The organism is Pollutimonas bauzanensis (assembly GCF_900129885.1).
GTDB classification, from domain to species: domain Bacteria; phylum Pseudomonadota; class Gammaproteobacteria; order Burkholderiales; family Burkholderiaceae_B; genus Pollutimonas; species Pollutimonas bauzanensis.
In genome coordinates this window covers 84883-104471 of the sequence record NZ_FQXE01000015.1, presented here as the reverse complement: position 1 = coordinate 104471, position 19589 = coordinate 84883, and the positions used below count along the sequence as shown (strand labels likewise).

Below are 19589 nucleotides of genomic sequence, written 5' to 3'. Positions count from 1 at the left end.
TTGTTGAACACCGAATTCGACCTGATTGCGCGCCATTTTTCCCGTCCGGCGCCGTCCGGCTTCCTGGGGGTGGGGGACGATTGCGCCCTGGTCCCCGTGGCGCCCGGCCATCATCTGGCCACGAGCACCGACCTTCTGGTGGAAGGCCGGCATTTTTTTGCCGGCACCGACCCGGCGGCGCTCGGCCATAAATCCCTGGCGGTGAATTTGTCGGACCTGGCCGCCATGGGCGCCCAGCCCCTGGCCTGTCTGCTGAGCCTTTCCCTGCCCGATGTCGACCACGATTGGCTGGCGGCTTTTGCCGGCGGTTTTTACGCGCTGGCCGGCGAGGCCGGCTGCCCGCTGGTGGGCGGGGACACCACGCGCAGTCCCTCGGGCATCGTCATCAGTGTGACGGTAATGGGCCAGGTAAGGCCGCAGCTTGCGCTGCGCCGCGCGGCGGCGCGTGCCGGCGACGACATCTGGATCACCGGCACACTGGGCGCCGCCGATATCGCCCTGCGCCTGCTGCAGAACAAATTGCCGGCCGACCCATCCCTGCTCGCGGCCGTGCGCCCGGCGCTGGAAAGGCCGCTGCCGCCATGGGCGTTTGCGCAGCAGCTGGCCGGCGTGGCGCACGCGGCGCTGGATATTTCCGACGGACTGGCGCAAGATCTCGGGCATATCCTCGCGGCCAGCGGCTGCGGCGCCGAGCTCGATTACAATGCCCTGCCTGTGGCGCCGGCCTTGCGCGGGCTGGACAGCCAGCTGGTGCAGGCCGCGGTCCTGGCGGGCGGCGACGTGTATCAACTTTGTTTTACCGCGCCGGTGCAAGCCAGGCAGCGCATACTGGCGCTGGCCGATGCGGCGGCCCTGCAGGCGACCCGGGCCGGCCGGATCGTGGCCGAGCCCGGCCTGCGGATATGGGGCGCCGGCGGTGTCCCGATTACATTGCGGAATGCCGGCTTCGATCATTTTTCCTGACGCTTTTTCCTGGAACTTTTTTAGACCTCCGTATGCCGGCCATCGATACCGAATCCGCGCCCGACACCGCCTTCAGGCCCAGCGCCGCCTGGGTGTTCCGCTCCTTTCCGCGCATTATTTCATTTGGCTTCGGCAGCGGCCTGATACGGCCCGCCCCGGGCACCTGGGGCACCCTGCTGGGGTGGCTGCTATGGGTCTTGCTGATTGCGCGCCTGCCCGATTCCTACATCGCCGCCACACTGCTCGCCGGCTTTGCGCTGGGCTGCTGGACTTGCCAACGCGTGGGCAGGGAAATGGGCCGGGCCGACGACGGCGGCATGGTCTGGGATGAAGTGATAGCGTTCTGGCTGGTGCTGTGGCTTACGCCTGACTCGTTCGTGGCGCAGCTGCTGGCTTTCGCGGTGTTCCGGTTTTTCGACATCGTCAAGCCCCCTCCGATCAGCTTTTTCGATCGCCATTTCAAGAACGGTTTTGGGGTTATGTGGGATGATATCGTGGCAGCGGCCTACAGCTTGCTGGTAATCGCTATTCTGGTCAGACTGGAGGTGTTCCCATGAGCAGCAACGATCCCTTGGCCTATGCCCCCATGCTCGGCCAGCTATTGCTCGAGCGCGGCTGGATGTTCGCCTGCGCCGAATCCTGCACGGGCGGCCTGCTGGCCGCCGCCATGACCGACACGCCCGGTTCCAGCCAGTGGTTCGATCGCGGCTTCGTCACCTACAGCAACGCCGCCAAGGCCGAGCAACTGCTTGTCAATGTCGACACGCTCGAACGGTTTGGCGCGGTCAGCGAAGAAACCGCCATGGAAATGGCCGCCGGCGTGCTCACGGCCGCTCAGCCCGCGCAGCTGGCCATATCCACTACCGGCATTGCGGGGCCGGATGGCGGCACCCCGGGCAAGCCTGTGGGGATGGTGTGCTTCGGCTTTGCGCAGCGGGCCCCGCAAGGCATCGTCACCCGCGCCATCACCAAGGTATTCGAAGGCGACCGCCGGCAGATCCGCCACGCGGCGGTCGCCTTCGCGCTGGATACCGCCATCGGCTTCATCGAGCCGCGTTGATCGCGTCGCGGGTGGAACGCGCGGCCAGCGCGGCCGCCTCGCGCCAGTCGTCGCCGCCGCTCGCATACAGGATGGCGCGGGATGAGTTGATCATCATTCCGGCGCCCCGGCTGTCGCGGCCCGCTTTCACGGTGGACGGGATGTCGCCGCCCTGCGCGCCTATGCCGGGCACCAGCAGGGGCATGTCGCCCACGCGCGCGCGCACCTTGGCGATTTCATCGGGGAACGTCGCGCCTACCACCAAAGCGCACTGGCCATTGGTGTTCCAGCGGTCGGCGACCAGCCCCGCCACGTGCAGATAGAGGGGGACGCTGTCCTTGGATTCGATGAACTGCAGGTCCGAGCCGCCCTTGTTGGAAGTGCGGCACAGGACGATGACGCCCTTGCTTTTCCAGGCCAGGTAAGGCTCGATGGTGTCGAAGCCCATATAGGGGCTGACCGTGACCGCGTCGGCCTGGTAGCGTTCGTACGCCTCGCGGGCGTACTGGTCGGCGGTCGAGCCGATGTCGCCGCGCTTGGCGTCCAGCACAATAGGCAGGCCGGGGTGGTATTCATGTATGTACTCGCAAAGCGCCTCGAGCTGGTCCTCGGCGCGCTGCGCCGAGAAATAGGCGATCTGCGGCTTGACGCCGCAGGCATACTGCGCCGTGACGTCGACGATGGCGCGGCAGAATTCGAAGATCGCGTCGGGGCGGCCCTGCAGTTCAGCGGGAAAGCGTTGCGGGTCCGGATCCAGTCCCACCATCAGCATGGAATTGGACGCGGCCCAGGCGTGTTCGAGTTTCTGTGTAAAGATCATGAGTACGCAAGGAGTTTCATATGGTTGCTACGGTATCAGATTTTAGGTCCGAGTATATGGGCGCCGATGACGCACAGCCAGACCAGGGTGCAAAACAGGATGGACAGCATGACCGCCGCGCTGCCCAGGTCCTTGGCGCGGCCTATCATGGGGTGATGTTCGATGGTGACGGCGTCGGCCAGCGCTTCGAGGGCGGAATTCAGGATTTCGACGATCAGGATGAAGAACAGCGCGCCGATCAGCAAAAGCGTTTCGCCTATGCTGCGGCCTATCCACAGCGCGACGGGGATCAGCACCACGACCAGCGTCAGCTCCTGGCGAAACGCGGCCTCGTGCCTGACCGCCGCCGCCAGGCCCCGCGCCGAGTAGCGCAGGGCATTGAACAGACGGCCGAAGCCGCCTTTGCTTTTGTAGGGAGATTGCTTGGGAGTCATGGGCCAGGACGAGTATAGGCAAAGATATAGGCAAAGCGTGCGGACGAAAGCGCCCAGGCTGGGATAGACCGATATTATGCCTGTTAAACCGGCGCGCGCCCTGAAGGCGCCGCAGGCGAGAGCGCATTATGCCGCGCGAAGCCCGCGATCAGAACTTCGGCGACGGCCGGGCTGCGGCGTCATGGGCTGGCTGCTGCCGCGCCTGGCGCCCGCCTCCGAAGCGCCTGATGGCCCATTGCACGCCGTCGTCCACGTAGCTGTACACCACCGGAATGACGAGAAGGCTCAGTAACGTCGAGGTGATCAGCCCGCCGATCACGACGATGGCCATCGGTGCGCGGAAGCTCGGATCGGCGCCCCAGCCGAGTGCGATCGGCATCATGCCTGCGCCCATGGCGATCGTCGTCATCACGATCGGACGGACACGCTTGCGGCACGCGTCTATGGTCGCGTCCTGGCGATTCAGGCCGTGATCCCGGCGGGCGAGGATGATATAGTCGATCAGCAGGATCGAGTTTTTCGTCGCAATGCCCATCAGCATGATCAGCCCGATCATCGATGGCATCGACAGCGCGGTTCCCGTGATGAACAGTGCCAGGAAGGCGCCCGGAACCGAGAGCACGAGCGCGGCCAGAATGGTCAGGGGCTGCACGAAGTCCTTCAGCAGCAGCACCAGCACCATGTAAATGCACAGAACGCCGGCCAGCATAGCCAGAGCGAAGCCGGAAGCAAGCTCGCCCATCGCTTCAGCGTCGCCGGTCGACGTCTGCACCACGCCCGGCGGCAGCTTCCGCAGGCTGGGCAGCGCGAGTACGGCCTGTTCCACGTCGCCCAGTCCCCGGCCGTTCGATTCGATCTCGAAATTGATGTTGCGCATGCGGTCGTAGCGCGCAATCTCGGAAAGACCGCTGCCGATCTCGAGCTTCGCGACATTCTCCAGCGCTACCGGTCCACGCGCACCGGGTACCGGCAGACGCTTGAGTGTCTGGAAGTCTTCGCGGGCGGCATCGGTGAGCCTGACGACCACGGGCACCTGCCGCTCGCTCAGGTTCAGCTTGGCGAGTTCCTGATCGTAGTCGCCCGTCGTCGCAATGCGCAGCGTTTCGGCGATCGCCGCCGAGGTCACGCCAAGATCGGCCGCGCGTGCGAAATCGGGCCGCAAGACCAGTTCGGGCCGCAGCAGGCCCGCGCTCGAAATGACCGCGCCGATGCCTGGAATCGTGCGCAGTTCGCGCTCCACCTGTTGCGCATGCTGCGCGAGCACTCGACTGTCTTCGCCAGCGAGCACCAGCACATAGTTCTCGCTCGAGCCGGCCATGCCGACCTTCACTCGCACACCGGGCAGTATCGCAAGCGCCTCGCGAAACTGCTCCTCGATCTTCTGCTTTCTCACGCCAGGACGATCGCCGCGGTGGGTCATGTTGATCGTCAGCACCGCCGTGCGCACGTTCGCGGCGGAAGCGCCCGCCGGCTCGGACGCATCGGCGCCGGCATTGCCTGCGCCGATCGCCGTGTAGGCCATCTTCACGTGTTTGTTCTTCTGCAGGATGCCCCGCGCCCGCTCGGCGATCGCCAGCGTGTCGCGCAGCTTGCTGCCGGGCGGCAGCGTGAGCATTACCTGCGTTTGCGATTCATCATCCGGCGGAATGAAGGTGCCGGGAAGCGTCGCGGCAAGCAATAGCCCGCCGACGAAAAAAGCCGAGGAGCCGGCGACCACCAGGAAGCGGTGGCGCAGGCACCAGCGCGCCCAGGACAGGTAGACACTCACCCATCGTGGCTCGTGCCCGGCATGCTTGTTCGGCGCGCGCAACAGGTAGGCCGCCATCATCGGCGTCAGCATGCGGGCGACGATGAGCGAGAAGAACACCGCGATCGCCGCCGTCCAGCCGAACTGCACAAAGAACTTGCCCACGATGCCACTCATGAACGCCGTCGGCAGAAACACCGCAATCAGCGCGAAGGTCGTCGCGACGACCGCAAGGCCTATCTCGTCGGCTGCCTCCATCGCCGCCTGATAGGGCTTCTTGCCCATCAGAAGGTGGCGCTCGATGTTCTCGACCTCGACGATGGCGTCGTCGACCAGGATGCCGATCACCAGTGACAGGGACAACAGCGTCACGATGTTGATCGTGAAGCCCATCAGGTACATCACCGCGAAGGTCGGTATCGCCGACAGTGGCAGCGCGACCGCCGACACGACGGTCGCCCGCCAGTCGCGCAGAAACAGGAACACCACCAGCACGGCAAGCGCCGCCCCTTCGTAGAGCAGCCACATCGAGCCGTCGTAATTCTCGATCACGGGATCGACGGAGTTGACCGCCTCGGTGACGGTGATCGCCGGATGCTTTTCCTTGAGCTTCTCGAGCGCGGCGCGCACGCCATCGGCGACATCAATCTCACCGAAACCTCGCGCCCGTACGATATCGAAGCCGACCACCGGATCGCCGTTCAAGAGCGCTATCGACCGTGGCTCGGCAACCGTATCGGAGATGGCGGCAAGCTGGTCGAGCCGGATGCTCCGGCCGTCGCCCAGCGTGACCTCGAGGGCGGCCATCTCCTGGGCCTTCTGCACGGTGGCGATGATACGCACGGAATGTTCCGCACCGCCGAAATCGACACGGCCGCCCGAAGCCTCCTGCTGCACCTGGCGCAGTTGGCGCGAGATGTCCGCCGCAGTCGCATTCAACGCGAACAGACGCGCCGGATCGAGGGCTATGCGCAACTCCCGGGTGACCCCGCCGACGCGCACGACTGCGCCGACGCCAGGGACTGCGAGCAGGGTTCTGCTGACCTCGTTGTCGACGAACCATGATAGCGCTTCGTCGTCCATGCGCGGCGATGCGATAGCATAGGTCAGGATAGGCGCGTCGGCAAATTCCACCTTCTTGATCACGGGGTCCCGCAGGTCGGCCGGAAGATCGGCTCGTATGCGGGCGACGGCGTCGCGCACGTCGTCGACGGCCTCCTGAATCGGTTTTTCGAGACGGAACTCGACCGTGATGTTCGCATTGCCGTCCGTCAGAGTGCTTTGGATATGCTTGACCCCCTGCACCGTTGCGAGCGAATTCTCGATCTTGCGGGCGACATCGGTTTCGAGCTGCGAAGGCGAGGCGCCGGGTAGCGCAGCCGTCACGGTGACCATCGGCATCTGGACGTCGGGGAAGTTCTGGACCTTCATCGCCCGGAAGGCCGTCAGGCCCGCGAGCGTCAGTATGATGAAGAGCAACACTACCGGGGTTGGATTGCGGATCGACCAGGAGGAGACATTCAGATTCATCGTATTCCTTAGCTCAGTTGACGGCGCCGGAAAGCGGGCCCGGGACCGGTTTGCCGCCGTCCGGGACCGGCGGATCCTCGACCACGCGAACGAGGTCGCCATCGCCTAGGAAGACTCCGCCGGACGCGACCACACGGGCCGGCGCCTCGATGCCGCCAGTGATCTCGATGCGGTCTCCCGCAGGTCGGCCTGCCGTCACCTTAGTCTGTATGACCTTGGAGTCCGGGCCGATACGCATCACGTAGCTAAAGCCGTCGCGCAGCAACACCGCGCTCTGCGGCAGGGTCATCATCCGGCTCGCGCCGGCGTCGAACTCACCGCGTGCGAACATGCCGGCGCGCGCCGCGGCATCCGGCGGCAGGTCGACGTAGACCAGGCCGTTGCGGGTCTGGGTATCGATCGTAGGAGCAACTATCCGCAAGCGGCCCTGGATCATCTCGCCACCGACCGGAGTCACGTGCGCAATCTGGCCGGACTTCAGCTTTGCGAGGTCGGACGCCGCGACCTCTGCACGCCATTCGAGCCGGCCGCGCCGGATCAGCCGGAACAGTTCCTGACCCGCGGGAAGCACGGCGCCGACCGTGGCGCTGCGGGCCGAGATCACGCCATCGTCGGGTGCAAGCACTTGAGTCTGGGCCAGACGGAGTCGCTGCGTTCTCTCGGCTGCTTGCATCGCCGTGAGACGCGCCCGCGCGGTGCGTTGCGCTGTGATGTACTCCCGGATCTGCTGCGCCGACATCGCGCCTGTCGTTTGCAGTCCGTGGGCGCGCTGCGCATTGTCCTTGGCTCCGGCGAGCGCCGCCTCGGCCTCGGCGACGGCGGCGCGGCTTCGCGCGAGCTCGGCGGTCACCGTGTCGGACGCGAAAGTGGCAAGTACCTGACCGCGCCTGACTACGTCGCCAACGTTGACCTCGACGCTGGCCAGACGCAGGCCGTTCGCCTCGGTGCCGATGCTGGCTTCCTGCCAGGCCATGATGTTCCCGTTCGCGGATATCCTGATTGGCAGCATGGCTGGTTGCGGCGTCGTTGCCGCCACGGTAAGCGCGGGTTTCGCGACCGCGGCAGTTTCTTCGTCTGCGGATCCGCTGAAGGCATACATGGCCAATGCGGCAGCCGCGGTGAAGCTCATCGCAATGGCCACAGCGGCCGCGAAGGGGCGTGGTTTCTTCGTCATTCTGTTCCTTGGTTTGCGCACGGCGCTGCAAGGGCGCCGGCGATGGAGAGTTCAAGTCGTTCCAGCCGTTTCATCAACCCGCCGCTTCATTGCGCACGGCGTGCACTCCGGCGGGAGACCAGCCACCGCCCAGCGCGCGATACAGCGCGATCCAGGCGGAAACGCGCTCACGATGCAGTTCGATCACCGCGCTTTGTCCGGCAACCATGCTGCGGCGCGCATCCTCCAGCTCGAACAGGCTCGCCGTACCGGCCTGGTAGCTCGCCTCGGCAGCGGCGAACGAACGCTCGAATCCGTTTGCAGCGATCAAGACGTCCTTGCCGCGCATTGCCGCGCTGTCCAGCGTGACGAGCGCGATCTGCACATCGCGGATCGCTTCACGCAAGCGCGCGGAATAGACGATGGTCGCCGCCTCGTAGCGGGCACGGGCCGCTTGCGCATTGGCTAGCCGCGTTCCCCCGTCGAACAGCGGCAGCGTCACCGTCACGGGTCCGATGCTCCAGACCGTGCCGCCCGCGCTGACCCCCCCGCTATCGATGCGTGTCGTTCCGATATTCCCGGCCAACGCAATGCGAGGCCAACGCTGCGCCCGCGCCTGGTCCGACTCGGCGCTCGCCGCCATCACGTCACGCGCCGCCGCGTAGATGTCGGGACGCTGCGCAAGCACCTGCGCCGGCATTGCGGCGACGCCGAGTTCGGCCGGCCGCGGCAGCAGGCCGGTTCCGGTGCCGAGATCGCGGCGCAGCGCCGCCTCGTCCTGCGCGGTAAGGGCATTCAATGCCCTGATCAGAAGATCGCATTGCGTCCGCCGCTGGATCAGCGCGACCTTGCCTTGTGCCGCGCTGGCACTCGCCAGGTCCGCCGAAGCCGGGGGCTGGAAGCCCGCATTCACGGCCAGGCTGGTGACCCGCGACGTCCGCGCGCGCGACTGGGCATCAGTTTCGGCCAACTGTATCTGGGCTTCGCAAGCACGCAGTTCGACATAAGTCGTCGCCACTTCGGCAGCGACTGAAACCCGGGCGTCATGCCAGCCGGCCCGACTGGACTCGAGCCGCGCTTGCGCGGCGTTGGCGGCGGCGCGGCCCGCGCCGAAAACGTCCAGCTCCCAGCCGACTTGCAAGTCCGCCGAGTATGAGGTGCCAATCGGCGTACCCAGTTCCGATCGTCCCCGGCTCGAGCTGATGCCCGCATCCAATGAGGGCATCAGGGCGGCGCTCTGCGTAACGCTTGCGGCTCGCGCATCGGCGATGCGCGCGGATGCCTGCGCCAATGTCGGACTGACTTGTTGCCCGGCCTCGATGAGGCGCAGCATCAGCGGATCGTCGAACTGGGCCCACCATTGGCTCATATCCGCGAGTTGTCCGCCGTGGGGCAACGGAGCGTGCCATTGCGCGGCGACAGGCGCCGCAGCGCCGCCCGGGATGAGTGCGGATTGGGTCGACGCGCAGCCAGCGAGCAGCATGGCGGCTGCAATTGCGAACCCGGTCGCGGGCAACTGCGGCTTGCGGCTTGAAAGCGCCTGTGCATCGGCCAAACGGCGCCGTCGGGAAATGGGAGTGGCGGGAATGAAATCGGTGGATGCAAGCATGCGGTGACCTGGTCTTTGACAGGACAGGATTCTGCGGCAATGCCTCTTACCGAATGCTTACCAGTGGGCGGAACCATCAACGAGCTTTCGGTAAGTATTCGGTAAGAAGGCGGCCGCGAAAATGGCACTCTTTCAACACTGTGCGAGCATCCACATGCCACTACCACAACAAGCTGTCTTCATCCCCCTTGGTTCCGCCTTACGTATGGCGGCCGCTTCGGCGCTTGCCGTGGGACTATGCTCATCAGTGTCGGCTGCGGAGGCGACCGACGCTGGACCGCCATCCACGTCATGGTCGCTGGGTGTCGGCGGAATGAGCAGGCAGCAGCCTTACACCGGCATTGACCGGGACAACAAGGTATTGCCATTGATTCAGTTCGAAAATAAATACTTTCACATATTTGGCCCTGAAATCGGGTTCAAACTGCCCGGTCTCGCTATCAGCGATACACAGAAACTCGACTTCAGTATCATCGGCAAGTACGATGGAAGCGGCTACGAGGCCGATGACGCCCCGATCCTCGATGGCATGAGCAAGCGCAAGAGTGGCTTCTGGGCGGGTGCTAGAATGGAATGGAACAGCGACTTGGTCGATGTCAGCGCCGAATGGCTCGCCGACGCATCAGGCAACAGCAAAGGCCAGCGTTTCAATCTCAGCCTGGAGAGGACGTGGCGGTTCGGCGGGCACATGATGCTCACGCCGCGTGTGGGGGCGAACTGGCAAGACAAAAAGTACGTCGATTATTATTTCGGCGTCCGCAACAACGAGGCTCGCATTGACCGTCCGGCCTATGAAGGGAAGTCCGGCGTCAACGCCGAGGTAGGCGTGCGTGGAATCTATATGTTCGATAAGCGGCATTCCGTGCTCCTGGATGTCGAAGTGTCGAGCCTGGCGAAGGGAATCAAGAACAGTCCGCTGGTGGATCGTTCGACCGAAAATCGTGTGTTTCTTGGATACCTCTACCGCTTCCGATGAGCCGAATACTCCTGATCGAAGACCATGACCGGTTGGCGCGGCTGATGTGCAAAGGGTTGGCGGCCGCCGGAATCGCCGTCGATGTGATCGGCCGCATCGACGCCGCATGGACCGCCGTCCAGCAGATGTCCTACCAGGCATTGGTCCTCGATCGAGGATTGCCGGATGGGGATGGGCTGGTCTTGCTGCGGAAGTTGCGCAAGGCCGGTCTTGGCGTCCCTTGCCTCGTGTTGACGGCGCGCGATGCGCTGCATGACCGCGTAGAGGGCCTCGAAGCCGGCGCCGACGACTACCTTCCCAAGCCCTTCGCCATGGACGAGATGGTGGCGCGTGTGCGGGCACTACTGCGCCGCCCCGTGGAGTTCCGTCCGCTCGATCCCAGCCACGGCGATCTGACGCTGCGCCCCGACGCCGGCATTCTGTGCAGCGGAGACGAAAGCGTCGCCCTTGCCCCGGCGGAGATGCAGGTCATGCTGCTGTTTTTGCGCAAGCATGAGGCGGTCGTGCGTCGCAGCGCGCTGGAGGCGGCGGCATGGGGGCTGAGCGAGGCGGTCACACCGAACGCTCTGGATGTGGCCCTTCACCGTATTCGCCGCAAGCTGCTCGCCATCGGTTCGCGCCAGCGGATAGTCAACGTGAGAGGTCTCGGTTATGCGCTACGTGAAGACGACCTGGCTGAATAGCCTCAGCGCGAAAGTGCTGCTCGCGTACGTCGCTGGCGCGGCTCTGAGCCTCCTTCTGATCATGCTGGCCGCTTTTGCGATAGTGAATTCGCAAGGCGACATCTTGTCCGGGACGGACGTGGCCGAAACCACGAGGGATATGGCCGGAGAGCTCCGGTTCAACAGCGAGGGCGTACCAGTCGGATTCGATATCGAAGACTTCGACCTCGAATGGATATTCGACAGCATGAAACGGGAGACCGCATACCGGGTGCTGGATGCATCCGGCAAGGTTGTCCTGTCCTCCGCCGCCGGCGAGGCCTTTTGGCGTGAAAGCGAGGCCGCTCGCCGGCTTGAGCGCGGCCGTTTCGAGTTCGAGCACGAGGGTGTCGCAATGCGTGGCGCCACCGAAGCTGTCGAGCGCAATGGGCGAATCTGGTATCTGCAGTTCGCGGCCAGCGCAAGATTCCTGCATCTCGTGTACCGCGCATTCGCCTTGCCGTTCACGGGGGCTGGAATCACCTTGTTCAGTCTGGTCCTGCTCTTCGTCTTCGGCCCATGCGTCTATTTCACGCTGAGGTACACACTCAAGCCGCTGCGAGCGGTATCGGATTCCGCTGCCGCAATTTCTCCACGCTCTCTTCACGCTCGCCTGCCGACCAATGCAATACCGACCGAGATCGCGCCTTTGGTGGACAGCTTCAACCGGGTGCTTGAGCGGCTGGAGCAGGGGTACCGCGTCCAGCAGGAGTTCCTGGCGACGGCGGCGCACGAGTTGAAGACGCCGCTCGCCTTGATCCGCGCGCAGATCGAATTGATGGGCGATGGCGATGACCGCAGATCACTGCTGAACGACCTTGGACACATGACGCGCCAGGTACAGCAACTGTTGCTCCTGGCCGAGGCAAGCGAGGCACAGAGTTACCGTTACACCGCTGTCGATGTGCAAGAAGTGGCGAAGGAAGCCGCCAGCTATCTGCAGCGTATGGCGGATGCGGCGGATGTCCACTTGGTAACGTTCGACAGCACCTCCGGCGCGCAATGGCTGGCTGATAGGGGCGCCCTCTTTACTTTGCTCAAGAATCTGCTGGAGAACGCGATTGAGCACGCACCCCGAGGCACGGAGGTGCGAGTGGAGGTCAGCGCTTCGGCAGTGTCGGTGCGCGACTGGGGGCCAGGAGTGAATCAGGAGCCGTTGTCGCAGATATTCTCGCGCTTCTGGCGTGGCGCTCATAGGCGCGATCACGGCGCGGGCCTCGGCCTGGCCATTTGCCAGGAGATTGCGCTCGCGCATGGATGGGCACTGTCTGCGCACAGGGCGGATCCAGGCTTGCGGCTCTGCCTGTCACTGCCCGCCGCCGAACAGCCAGAGCAAATTGCATGACCACAGCGGCATGCCGCCGACGTAGACCGCGGCGCGATTGACGATGGCGAGATTGGATGCGATGCCGCGGAAATAAAAAAAATCCCCCGACGAATCGGGGGATTTTCTGCTGGGTGGCCCGGGCGTCGGGCCCGGGCCGGTAGCCGGCAGGCAAAGATGGCTTAGAAGCCGCCCATGCCTCCCATGCCGCCCATACCACCCATGTCGGGCATGCCGCCGCCGGCAGGCTTGTCTTCCACGATTTCGGCCACAGCGGCTTCGGTCGTGAGCAACAGGCTGGCGACCGACGCTGCATTTTGCAATGCGGTGCGGGTAACCTTGGTGGGATCCAGAACGCCTTGTTCAACCAGGTCGCCGTACTCGCCGGTAGCAGCGTTGTAGCCGTAGTTGCCCGTGCCGTTGGCCACATTGTTGACCACTACGCTGGGCTCGTCGCCGGCGTTGGCCACAATGGTGCGCAAAGGCGATTCGATGGCGCGCAGAACCAGCTTGATGCCGGCTTGCTGGTCGGCGTTGTCGCCCTTGACCTGAGCCACGGCAGCGCGGGTGCGGATAAGAGCTACGCCGCCGCCAGGAACAATGCCTTCTTCGACAGCTGCGCGTGTCGCATGCAGAGCATCTTCAACGCGCGCTTTCTTTTCCTTCATTTCGATTTCGGTAGCGGCACCGACGCGAATCACGGCAACGCCGCCTGCCAGCTTGGCAACGCGTTCCTGCAGTTTTTCACGGTCGTAGTCGGAGGTGGCTTCCTCGATCTGGACGCGGATCTGCTTGACGCGCGCTTCGATCGATTTGCTGTCGCCAGCGCCGTCGATGATCGTGGTGTTTTCCTTGGCCACTTCGATGCGCTTGGCCTGGCCCAGTTCAGCCAGCGTGGCTTTTTCAAGCGACATGCCGGTTTCTTCCGAGATGACAGTGCCGCCGGTCAGGATGGCGATGTCTTCCAGCATGGCCTTGCGGCGGTCGCCGAAGCCAGGAGCCTTGACGGCGGTCGTCTTGAGGATGCCGCGGATGTTGTTGACGACCAGCGTAGCCAGGGCTTCGCCTTCGACGTCTTCGGCAACGATCAGCAGGGGACGGCTGGACTTGGCGACTTGTTCCAGGATAGGCAGCAGGTCGCGGATGTTGCTGATTTTCTTGTCGAAAATCAGGACATACGGATCTTCCAGAACCGAAACTTGCTTGTCGGGATTGTTGATGAAGTAGGGCGACAGATAGCCGCGGTCGAATTGCATGCCTTCGACGACGTCGAGTTCATTGTCCAGCGACTTGCCGTCTTCAACGGTAATGACGCCTTCCTTGCCGACCTTGTCCATGGCGTTGGCGATGATTTCGCCGATCGATGCATCGCTGTTGGCCGAAATCGAGCCGACCTGGGCGATTTCCTTGCTGGTGGTGCAAGGCTTGGACAGCTTGCGCAGTTCTTCAACCGCTACGGCGACAGCCTTGTCGATACCGCGCTTCAGGTCCATGGGGTTGATGCCGGCGGCAACGTACTTCAGGCCTTCTTCGACGATGGATTGGGCCAGCACGGTTGCCGTGGTGGTGCCGTCGCCGGCGGCATCGGAAGTCTTGGAAGCGACTTCCTTGACCAGCTGCGCGCCGATGTTTTCGAATTTGTCTTTCAGTTCGATTTCTTTGGCAACCGATACACCGTCTTTAGTTACGGTAGGGGCGCCGAAGGAGCGATCCAGAACGACATTGCGGCCCTTGGGGCCCAATGTGGTTTTAACAGCGTTGGCGAGAATGTTGACGCCACGAACGATGCGCACACGGGCGTCATCGCCGAATAGAACTTGCTTAGCAGCCATTGTAAAATTCCTTGCTTAATTCGTTTGTAGTTACAGGACCACGGCGAGGATTTCGTCCTCGCGGATGACGAGCAATTCTTCGCCATCGATCTTGACCGACTGACCGGCGTATTTGCCAAACAGAACCTTGTCGCCCGCTTTCAGGTCAACGGGAAGCACTTTGCCGTCTTCGGTTTTCTTGCCGGGACCGACTGCAATAACTTCACCTTGATCGGGCTTTTCAGCGGCGCTTTCAGGGATAACAATACCCGAGGCTGTAGTGCGCTCGTTGTCAAGACGTTTGACGATCACGCGATCGTGCAAAGGACGCAGTGCCATGAAGGAACTCCTGTTTATGTCTATTGATAAAAATGAATACGGATTAGGTGTGGCGTTAGCACTCAACCACTACGAGTGCTAATTATAAGGACGAAGTCGGGATCTTCAAGGGGGTAGGCGGTTTTGTTACATTTCGCATTATCTGCTGTCGTTGTCGATTGTCATTCAGTTTGCAAATTACGTCACTCAGTTTGCAACTCCGGTATCGATTCAGGTTGTCCACGGTGCTCGCACACAAGGAAACGCAGGCGCAAACAGAGTTTTGATGTAATGTGATGCATATGTTGATGCAGGATTAATGGAGGCAACAAATGCGAACTACAGTAACGATTGACGATGCGTTGTTTGAAAGAGCGCTGCAAGTAGCCGACCCAGGTATCGAAAAAGCCGATCTTATTCGTGTAGCGGTCAAGACGTACGTGCGAGTTCAGTCTGCGAAACGGCTTGCGGCTCTCGGGGGCGCAGCGCCTCATATGCCCGATATACCGCGCCGTCGACAAGAGCCTGCCGAAGCATGAATGGTGTATTGGCTGATACTTCGGTATGGGTCGATCACTTCCGGCGCGGGAATCAGGGACTGGTCTATTTGCTGGAGCGCGATCGTGTAATGGTGCATCCCATGGTTCTTGGTGAATTGGCCTCTGGAACCCCACCCAATCGGGCACGTATTCTGGTCGATCTCGATAGCCTACAGCACTCCCAACAAGCAACCCTGAAAGAAACCTTGGACTTCGTTGAATCCGAAAAACTTTACGGTTTAGGCTGCGGGCTGGTTGATGTGCTGCTCTTGGCTTCGACCATGATGACGCCACAAACAGAGCTCTGGACATTGGATAAGCGCCTTTCAGCCTTGGCAGAACGCTTTGGAGTGATGCACCGGCCAGCTACTCACTGAGTTTGGCAATCCGCAGCGTGTATAAGGCAAGGTTCCGGCCATTACACCTTGACGCCTGCTTTGCCGGGCGTTTTTAGTAAATCAGGATGTGGCCGGTTGCCAGTTATGTGGCAGATGCTCGTTGATGGCGCTGGCCTGATGCATGGGCAAGCGCGATAGTACGTCTTAGTACGTCTTTCAGATACGCCTGCGGGTCGTGACCGTTGAGTTGGGCCGATTGAATCAGGCTCATGACGGCCGCCGCACGTCGGCCCGAGCACAGTGCACACGAATGCAGCTAGCGCAGCACAGTTGGCCGCCCCCGGCAGATCGCCGTCTTTCTTTGCCCGTTCGAAGCGGTCACGCAGCGACGCCTCTCCGGTCGCACGCGCTTCGATCAGCGCGCGCCGAATGGGTTCGGCATCGTCCGGGCCAGCCCAGGCACGGCGGCTTATCTTGGCATGAGTCCATTTCCGGGCTGAACCTCCCGGATAACGGATGCCGCGGCGCCGGCTTGGGCTGCTGCCGCAGAGATAAGGCCTACGGACTTTCCCCTAGGCCGGATATGGCGTGCACCAAAATAGAACACGGTGGCAATACCCGCCCATAGTGTTCGAGCGCTTATGAAATGCGCGCAACTATTTGATAAGTAAAGTCTTTGAAGAGCCGGAAAACGCCTCGGATCGCGTTGGGAAGTTATATTCCTTGTTGGAATAACAAAACCAGAGTTTTATTCTATTTGTCGAAGTGACCCTCCTATGTACCATGCATTCAAGGAGTATGCACATGACCCAACCAGCCCATTCTTTTGAAATCCACCCCTCGGCGCCTGTTCTGGAGGCCGACAAGAGGGCATCGCTACATCTTATGGTTACCCCGCACCTTAGCGACAACCTTCACCGCCAGGTCGGTGTGGTGGGGTTGAAGCGATACAACAGAACCGGAAAGCTTGTCGGCACAGCGCTGACGGTCAGGACTCGCCCGGGCGACAACCTGTTCATCTACAAGGCCATGACTTTATTGAAGAAGGGGCATGTGCTGGTGGTGGATGCGGGCGGCGAACTGTCGAATGCCTGCGTCGGCGAGATCATGAAAAAGTATCTTCAGCAGCAAGGATGCGCTGGTCTGATCGTGGACGGCGCCATACGGGATGTCGCTGCCTTCGAACAGGACAGCTTCCCGTGCTATGCCAGGGGCAATGTGCACCGGGGGCCCTACAAGGACGGCCCTGGCGCGGTCAATGTGCCTGTGAGTATCGGCGGCCAGGTGATCAGCCCGGGAGATGTCATCGTGGCGGACGAAGACGGCATTGTGGCGTTCCCGCCTGCATTGGCCGATGAACTGATCAGGGCGGGCAATGCGCATGCCGAGAAAGAAGCCAGGATCATGGATGAAATATCGACTGGCAGCGTCGAGCAGAGCTGGCTGCAATCTGTTTTGAACGCGAAGGGCCTTTGACGATATGAGCACAACACAAAACTTTGCCCCGGCATATCTTGCCAAAAGAATGCAGCTCATCAAGCCTTCGGCCAGCATGATGGCGAAGAAGAAAGTGGATACATTGCGTTCCGAAGGCAAGCAGGTCATTGATTTCACCTTGGGCGAGCCCGACCTGAATACGCCAGCCCATATCGCTCAGGCGGGCATGGACGCGATCCGGAATGGATACACGAAGTACACCGCGACATCAGGTATCAAAGAACTCCTGCTGGCCATCCAGGCAAAATACCGGCGCGAAAACCAGCTGGACTTCAACCTGGACCAATTGGTGGTGGGCACCGGCGCAAAGCAATTGATTTTCTCGGCGCTGTCCGTCACGCTGGACAAAGACGACGAAGTCATTATCCCCGCACCTTACTGGGTGTCCTATCCCGACATGGTGTTGCTGAACGACGGCAAGCCCGTGATTCTGGAAACGAGCGGGGACAATGGGTTCAAGATCACGGCTGAATCGCTCGAGGCGGCGATCACCGACAGAACCAAATGGCTCTTGCTCAACAGTCCCAACAACCCGTCCGGCTCGCTATATACCGAAACCGAGCTTGGGGATATATTGGACGTGCTGGAGCGTCATCCCCAAGTGCTGCTGATGATAGACGAGATCTATGAGCATTTCAGCTACGAACAGGATTATGTGTCCCCGCTGGCGGTCGACCCCGCAATTCGCGACAGGACGCTGCTGATCAATGGTGTGTCCAAAGCTTATGCCATGACAGGGTGGCGCATCGGCTATGCCGCGGGGCCTTCCTTCCTGATCAAGGCCATTGCCACCCTGATCTCGCAAACGACGTCTTGCGCCAGCGAAATCAGCCAGAAGGCGGCCGCCGCCGCCTTGTCTGGCGACCAGTCCTGCGTCAGGGATACCACCGCGCTCTACAGGACGAGACGGGACACAATGGTAGATCTGCTGGGCAAGGTCCCGGGCGTGACATGCCCCCGGCCCGCTGGCGCTTTTTATGTGTTTCCCGATATTCAGGGCTTGATCGGAAAAACCACGCCTCAGGGCAAAACCCTGGGCAACGACCTCGATGTTGTCCATTATTTTCTGGACGCTGCCGGTGTCGCCGTGCTGGACGGCACGGCGTACGGCGTGCCTGGATATATTCGCCTCAGCTTTGCAACCGATCTGGAAACGATCAAGGCTGGCTGCGAGAAGCTGTCGGAAGCATGCAGTCAACTCAAGTAGCGTCCCTTATCAACGGAGATAAAACCATGAAACTGAAAACATTCGCCAAGGCACTGCCTTTTATCCTGTCGCTTGGCATCGCTGGCGCAGCCCATGCCGACGTCCTGGACACCGTCAAGGATCGCGGCACACTCGTATGCGGCACTTTGGGCACCTCGGAGCCGTTCAGCTTCCAGGATCCCGCCACGCGCAAGGTTGTTGGCTATGAAGTCGATCTCTGCCAGAAGATTGCCGATCATATTGGCGTGAAGCTCGAGATAAAGATGATTTCGGTGGCGGCGCGGATTCCCGAGCTCGTTGCCGGCCGCGTCGACGTCGTGGCCGCCAATCTGGGCTGGTCGCCCGACCGCGCAAAGCAGATCGACTATAGCTATGCCGATTATGTGAGCCCGCAAAAAATCCTGATCCGCCGAAGCGATGCCGACAAGTTCAAGACACCTGCCGACCTGTCCGGGCAACGTGTGAGCGCGGTCAGCGGCTCGTCGTCCGAAGCTGGCGCAAAACGGCTGATTCCCGACGTCACCACCGTCACGTTCAAAGATCCTCCTACCGCCTTCCTGGCGCTTCAGCAACAGAAGGTATCGGGTTTCGTAGGGTCCGAGCTGATGCTGCTCAAATTCAAGCAGCAATCCGAAAGTACCCCGGTCAAGCTCGACATTCTCGACAAGGCTCTCTTCACTGAACCCTGGGGCGTCGGCATTCGCAAAGGCGAGACAGCGCTGTTGAAGCAGGTCAATGACACGTTCGCCGGCCTGGAGGCTTCCGGCGAGGGCGAGAAAATCTTCGAGAAATGGTTCGGCAAGGACACGGATTTCTATAGCAAGCGTGAATTCAAGCTTGAAGAAATCAAAGGCTGAACGGAATTCCAGGGTGCTTGAGCATTGAACTACACACTTGATTTCGCGTCGTTACTGAGCAATGGCTATCCTGGCTTGATTCTCCGGGGTGTTGCGACAACCCTGGAGATGACCGCGCTCGCCTGGCTGATCGCCTTTGCGCTGGGCAGCCTGCTGACCGTGCTGCGCACGCTTCAAATCAGAGTATTGGACTACCTCATCGTCCTGTACATTGCATTTCATCGAAACGTGCCCATGCTGGTGCATATCCTGCTCTGGTACTTCGGCATAGCGGCCATCGTGCCCGCCTTTATCAACGACCGGATCAACTTCCTGGGCGGCGAGTTTTTCTATTCGACGATAGCGATCGGGCTGGTAACGGCCGCGTATGTATCGGAAGACCTCCGAAGCGCGATACGCTCCATACCTCATGGACAAATGGAGGCCTCCCGGACGCTGGGGCTGAGCTATCTGCGCTCCATGCGCAAGGTAATCCTGCCGCAAGCCTTCATTATTTCCATTCCGACACTGACCAACCAGACGCTTTTGCTTTTCAAGAACACCAGCCTCGCGATGGCGATAGGCTTGATCGAACTGACGGGAGCGGGACGTGAAATCGAGTCGGCGACATTCAAGACGTTCGAGGTCTATCTGGTCGTCACGGTTATTTATCTGTCCATTTCCCTGGTGCTGATGTTCGTCGGCGCTTATCTGTCAAAACGTTCTGCGTTCCGCGCCAGGTAGACT

The 19589-nt window shown here is 61.6% G+C and carries 19 protein-coding genes and 1 pseudogene; 12 read left to right on the top strand and 8 right to left on the bottom strand.

Annotated elements, in window-relative coordinates:
• The first annotated feature begins 3 nt into the window (after window positions 1-3).
• The 3 genes from thiL to BUB23_RS21725 are packed head-to-tail and all read left to right on the top strand — an operon-like array spanning window position 4 to window position 2023.
• A complete protein-coding gene (gene thiL, locus BUB23_RS21735; protein WP_073107842.1) occupies window positions 4-963 on the top strand; it encodes a thiamine-phosphate kinase in 960 nt (319 codons plus the stop codon).
• A 32-nt stretch (window positions 964-995) separates the two neighbouring features.
• Window positions 996-1520, top strand: a complete 525-nt coding sequence (locus BUB23_RS21730) for a phosphatidylglycerophosphatase A family protein (protein WP_073107839.1) — start codon at window positions 996-998, stop codon at window positions 1518-1520.
• The gene (locus BUB23_RS21725) at window positions 1517-2023 is read left to right on the top strand and encodes a CinA family protein (RefSeq protein WP_073107836.1); all 507 of its coding nucleotides are present in this window, start codon (window positions 1517-1519) and stop codon (window positions 2021-2023) included. The genes BUB23_RS21730 and BUB23_RS21725 overlap by 4 nt, the downstream gene beginning before the upstream one ends.
• On the opposite strand, the gene pyrF is transcribed toward BUB23_RS21725, so the two are convergent.
• The 5 genes from pyrF to BUB23_RS21700 all read right to left on the bottom strand — a co-directional run bounded on the left by pyrF (window position 2007) and on the right by BUB23_RS21700 (window position 9295).
• Window positions 2007-2822, bottom strand: coding sequence for an orotidine-5'-phosphate decarboxylase (pyrF, locus tag BUB23_RS21720; protein ID WP_073107833.1), 816 nt, complete (start codon window positions 2820-2822; stop codon window positions 2007-2009). The genes BUB23_RS21725 and pyrF overlap by 17 nt on opposite strands.
• 35 nt (window positions 2823-2857) lie before the next feature.
• Window positions 2858-3256: a diacylglycerol kinase gene (locus BUB23_RS21715; RefSeq protein WP_073107830.1), complete on the bottom strand. Its 399-nt coding sequence runs from the start codon at window positions 3254-3256 to the stop codon at window positions 2858-2860.
• Window positions 3257-3404: 148 nt separating this feature from the next.
• Window positions 3405-6533, bottom strand: a complete 3129-nt coding sequence (locus tag BUB23_RS21710; RefSeq protein WP_073107827.1) for an efflux RND transporter permease subunit — start codon at window positions 6531-6533, stop codon at window positions 3405-3407.
• 13 nt (window positions 6534-6546) lie between these two features.
• Window positions 6547-7707, bottom strand: coding sequence for an efflux RND transporter periplasmic adaptor subunit (locus tag BUB23_RS21705; RefSeq protein ID WP_084136187.1), 1161 nt, complete (start codon window positions 7705-7707; stop codon window positions 6547-6549).
• A gap of 73 nt (window positions 7708-7780) precedes the next feature.
• Window positions 7781-9295 carry an efflux transporter outer membrane subunit gene (locus tag BUB23_RS21700; RefSeq protein ID WP_084136186.1) on the bottom strand — a complete coding sequence of 505 codons (1515 nt, stop codon included), beginning with the start codon at window positions 9293-9295 and terminating at the stop codon, window positions 7781-7783.
• Between the two features lie 121 nt (window positions 9296-9416).
• Here BUB23_RS21700 and BUB23_RS21695 point away from each other — a divergent pair, with 121 nt between their 5' ends.
• The 3 genes from BUB23_RS21695 to BUB23_RS21685 are packed head-to-tail and all read left to right on the top strand — an operon-like array spanning window position 9417 to window position 12317.
• Window positions 9417-10271 carry a MipA/OmpV family protein gene (locus BUB23_RS21695; RefSeq protein WP_245801348.1) on the top strand — a complete coding sequence of 285 codons (855 nt, stop codon included), beginning with the start codon at window positions 9417-9419 and terminating at the stop codon, window positions 10269-10271.
• Window positions 10268-10954: a response regulator transcription factor gene (locus BUB23_RS21690; RefSeq protein WP_073107824.1), complete on the top strand. Its 687-nt coding sequence runs from the start codon at window positions 10268-10270 to the stop codon at window positions 10952-10954. Before BUB23_RS21695 ends, BUB23_RS21690 begins: the two co-directional genes overlap by 4 nt.
• Complete coding sequence (locus BUB23_RS21685; protein ID WP_073107821.1) at window positions 10923-12317, top strand: sensor histidine kinase; 1395 nt, start codon at window positions 10923-10925, stop codon at window positions 12315-12317. Before BUB23_RS21690 ends, BUB23_RS21685 begins: the two co-directional genes overlap by 32 nt.
• Window positions 12318-12478: 161 nt before the next feature.
• Here BUB23_RS21685 and groL read toward each other — a convergent pair whose 3' ends face one another.
• Together groL and BUB23_RS21675 are read right to left on the bottom strand one after the other, a co-directional pair.
• Window positions 12479-14128, bottom strand: coding sequence for a chaperonin GroEL (gene groL / locus BUB23_RS21680; RefSeq protein ID WP_073107818.1), 1650 nt, complete (start codon window positions 14126-14128; stop codon window positions 12479-12481).
• Between the two features lie 30 nt (window positions 14129-14158).
• The gene (locus BUB23_RS21675; protein ID WP_073107815.1) at window positions 14159-14446 is read right to left on the bottom strand and encodes a co-chaperone GroES; all 288 of its coding nucleotides are present in this window, start codon (window positions 14444-14446) and stop codon (window positions 14159-14161) included.
• A gap of 311 nt (window positions 14447-14757) precedes the next feature.
• Between BUB23_RS21675 and BUB23_RS21670 the strand changes: the two genes are divergently transcribed.
• Both BUB23_RS21670 and BUB23_RS21665 read left to right on the top strand, forming a co-directional pair.
• A complete protein-coding gene (locus tag BUB23_RS21670; protein ID WP_073107812.1) occupies window positions 14758-14964 on the top strand; it encodes a type II toxin-antitoxin system VapB family antitoxin in 207 nt (68 codons plus the stop codon).
• Window positions 14961-15341 (top strand): PIN domain-containing protein, encoded by a 381-nt coding sequence (locus BUB23_RS21665; RefSeq protein WP_073107809.1) that lies wholly within the window; start codon window positions 14961-14963, stop codon window positions 15339-15341. The genes BUB23_RS21670 and BUB23_RS21665 overlap by 4 nt, the downstream gene beginning before the upstream one ends.
• 81 nt (window positions 15342-15422) lie before the next feature.
• On the opposite strand, the pseudogene BUB23_RS21660 reads toward BUB23_RS21665, so the two are convergent.
• A pseudogene (locus BUB23_RS21660) lies at window positions 15423-15603 on the bottom strand (transposase domain-containing protein); the annotation flags it as partial.
• A 503-nt stretch (window positions 15604-16106) separates the two neighbouring features.
• Between BUB23_RS21660 and BUB23_RS21650 the strand changes: the two are divergent.
• The 4 genes from BUB23_RS21650 to BUB23_RS21635 are packed head-to-tail and all read left to right on the top strand — an operon-like array spanning window position 16107 to window position 19586.
• Window positions 16107-16778, top strand: a complete 672-nt coding sequence (locus BUB23_RS21650; protein WP_073107806.1) for an RraA family protein — start codon at window positions 16107-16109, stop codon at window positions 16776-16778.
• A 4-nt stretch (window positions 16779-16782) separates the two neighbouring features.
• Window positions 16783-18006 carry an aminotransferase class I/II-fold pyridoxal phosphate-dependent enzyme gene (locus BUB23_RS21645; RefSeq protein ID WP_073107803.1) on the top strand — a complete coding sequence of 408 codons (1224 nt, stop codon included), beginning with the start codon at window positions 16783-16785 and terminating at the stop codon, window positions 18004-18006.
• Between the two features lie 26 nt (window positions 18007-18032).
• Entirely contained in the window at window positions 18033-18863 is an 831-nt protein-coding gene (locus BUB23_RS21640; protein WP_073107800.1) for an ABC transporter substrate-binding protein, read from the top strand.
• Window positions 18864-18887: 24 nt separating this feature from the next.
• A complete protein-coding gene (locus BUB23_RS21635) occupies window positions 18888-19586 on the top strand; it encodes an amino acid ABC transporter permease (RefSeq protein ID WP_073107797.1) in 699 nt (232 codons plus the stop codon).
• Window positions 19587-19589 lie beyond the last annotated feature (3 nt).

What these genes read in the sequence shown, in the direction of transcription:
- BUB23_RS21730 (WP_073107839.1), top strand. Translation starts at nt 996, where the DNA reads ATGCCGGCCATCGATACCGAATCCGCGCCCGACACCGCCTTCAGGCCC.
- BUB23_RS21725 (WP_073107836.1), top strand. Translation starts at nt 1,517, where the DNA reads ATGAGCAGCAACGATCCCTTGGCCTATGCCCCCATGCTCGGCCAGCTA.
- pyrF (WP_073107833.1), bottom strand. Translation starts at nt 2,822, where the DNA reads ATGATCTTTACACAGAAACTCGAACACGCCTGGGCCGCGTCCAATTCC.
- BUB23_RS21715 (WP_073107830.1), bottom strand. Translation starts at nt 3,256, where the DNA reads ATGACTCCCAAGCAATCTCCCTACAAAAGCAAAGGCGGCTTCGGCCGT.
- BUB23_RS21710 (WP_073107827.1), bottom strand. Translation starts at nt 6,533, where the DNA reads ATGAATCTGAATGTCTCCTCCTGGTCGATCCGCAATCCAACCCCGGTA.
- BUB23_RS21705 (WP_084136187.1), bottom strand. Translation starts at nt 7,707, where the DNA reads ATGACGAAGAAACCACGCCCCTTCGCGGCCGCTGTGGCCATTGCGATG.
- BUB23_RS21700 (WP_084136186.1), bottom strand. Translation starts at nt 9,295, where the DNA reads ATGCTTGCATCCACCGATTTCATTCCCGCCACTCCCATTTCCCGACGG.
- BUB23_RS21695 (WP_245801348.1), top strand. Translation starts at nt 9,417, where the DNA reads ATGGCACTCTTTCAACACTGTGCGAGCATCCACATGCCACTACCACAA.
- BUB23_RS21690 (WP_073107824.1), top strand. Translation starts at nt 10,268, where the DNA reads ATGAGCCGAATACTCCTGATCGAAGACCATGACCGGTTGGCGCGGCTG.
- BUB23_RS21685 (WP_073107821.1), top strand. Translation starts at nt 10,923, where the DNA reads ATGCGCTACGTGAAGACGACCTGGCTGAATAGCCTCAGCGCGAAAGTG.
- groL (WP_073107818.1), bottom strand. Translation starts at nt 14,128, where the DNA reads ATGGCTGCTAAGCAAGTTCTATTCGGCGATGACGCCCGTGTGCGCATC.
- BUB23_RS21675 (WP_073107815.1), bottom strand. Translation starts at nt 14,446, where the DNA reads ATGGCACTGCGTCCTTTGCACGATCGCGTGATCGTCAAACGTCTTGAC.
- BUB23_RS21670 (WP_073107812.1), top strand. Translation starts at nt 14,758, where the DNA reads ATGCGAACTACAGTAACGATTGACGATGCGTTGTTTGAAAGAGCGCTG.
- BUB23_RS21665 (WP_073107809.1), top strand. Translation starts at nt 14,961, where the DNA reads ATGAATGGTGTATTGGCTGATACTTCGGTATGGGTCGATCACTTCCGG.
- BUB23_RS21650 (WP_073107806.1), top strand. Translation starts at nt 16,107, where the DNA reads ATGACCCAACCAGCCCATTCTTTTGAAATCCACCCCTCGGCGCCTGTT.
- BUB23_RS21645 (WP_073107803.1), top strand. Translation starts at nt 16,783, where the DNA reads ATGAGCACAACACAAAACTTTGCCCCGGCATATCTTGCCAAAAGAATG.
- BUB23_RS21640 (WP_073107800.1), top strand. Translation starts at nt 18,033, where the DNA reads ATGAAACTGAAAACATTCGCCAAGGCACTGCCTTTTATCCTGTCGCTT.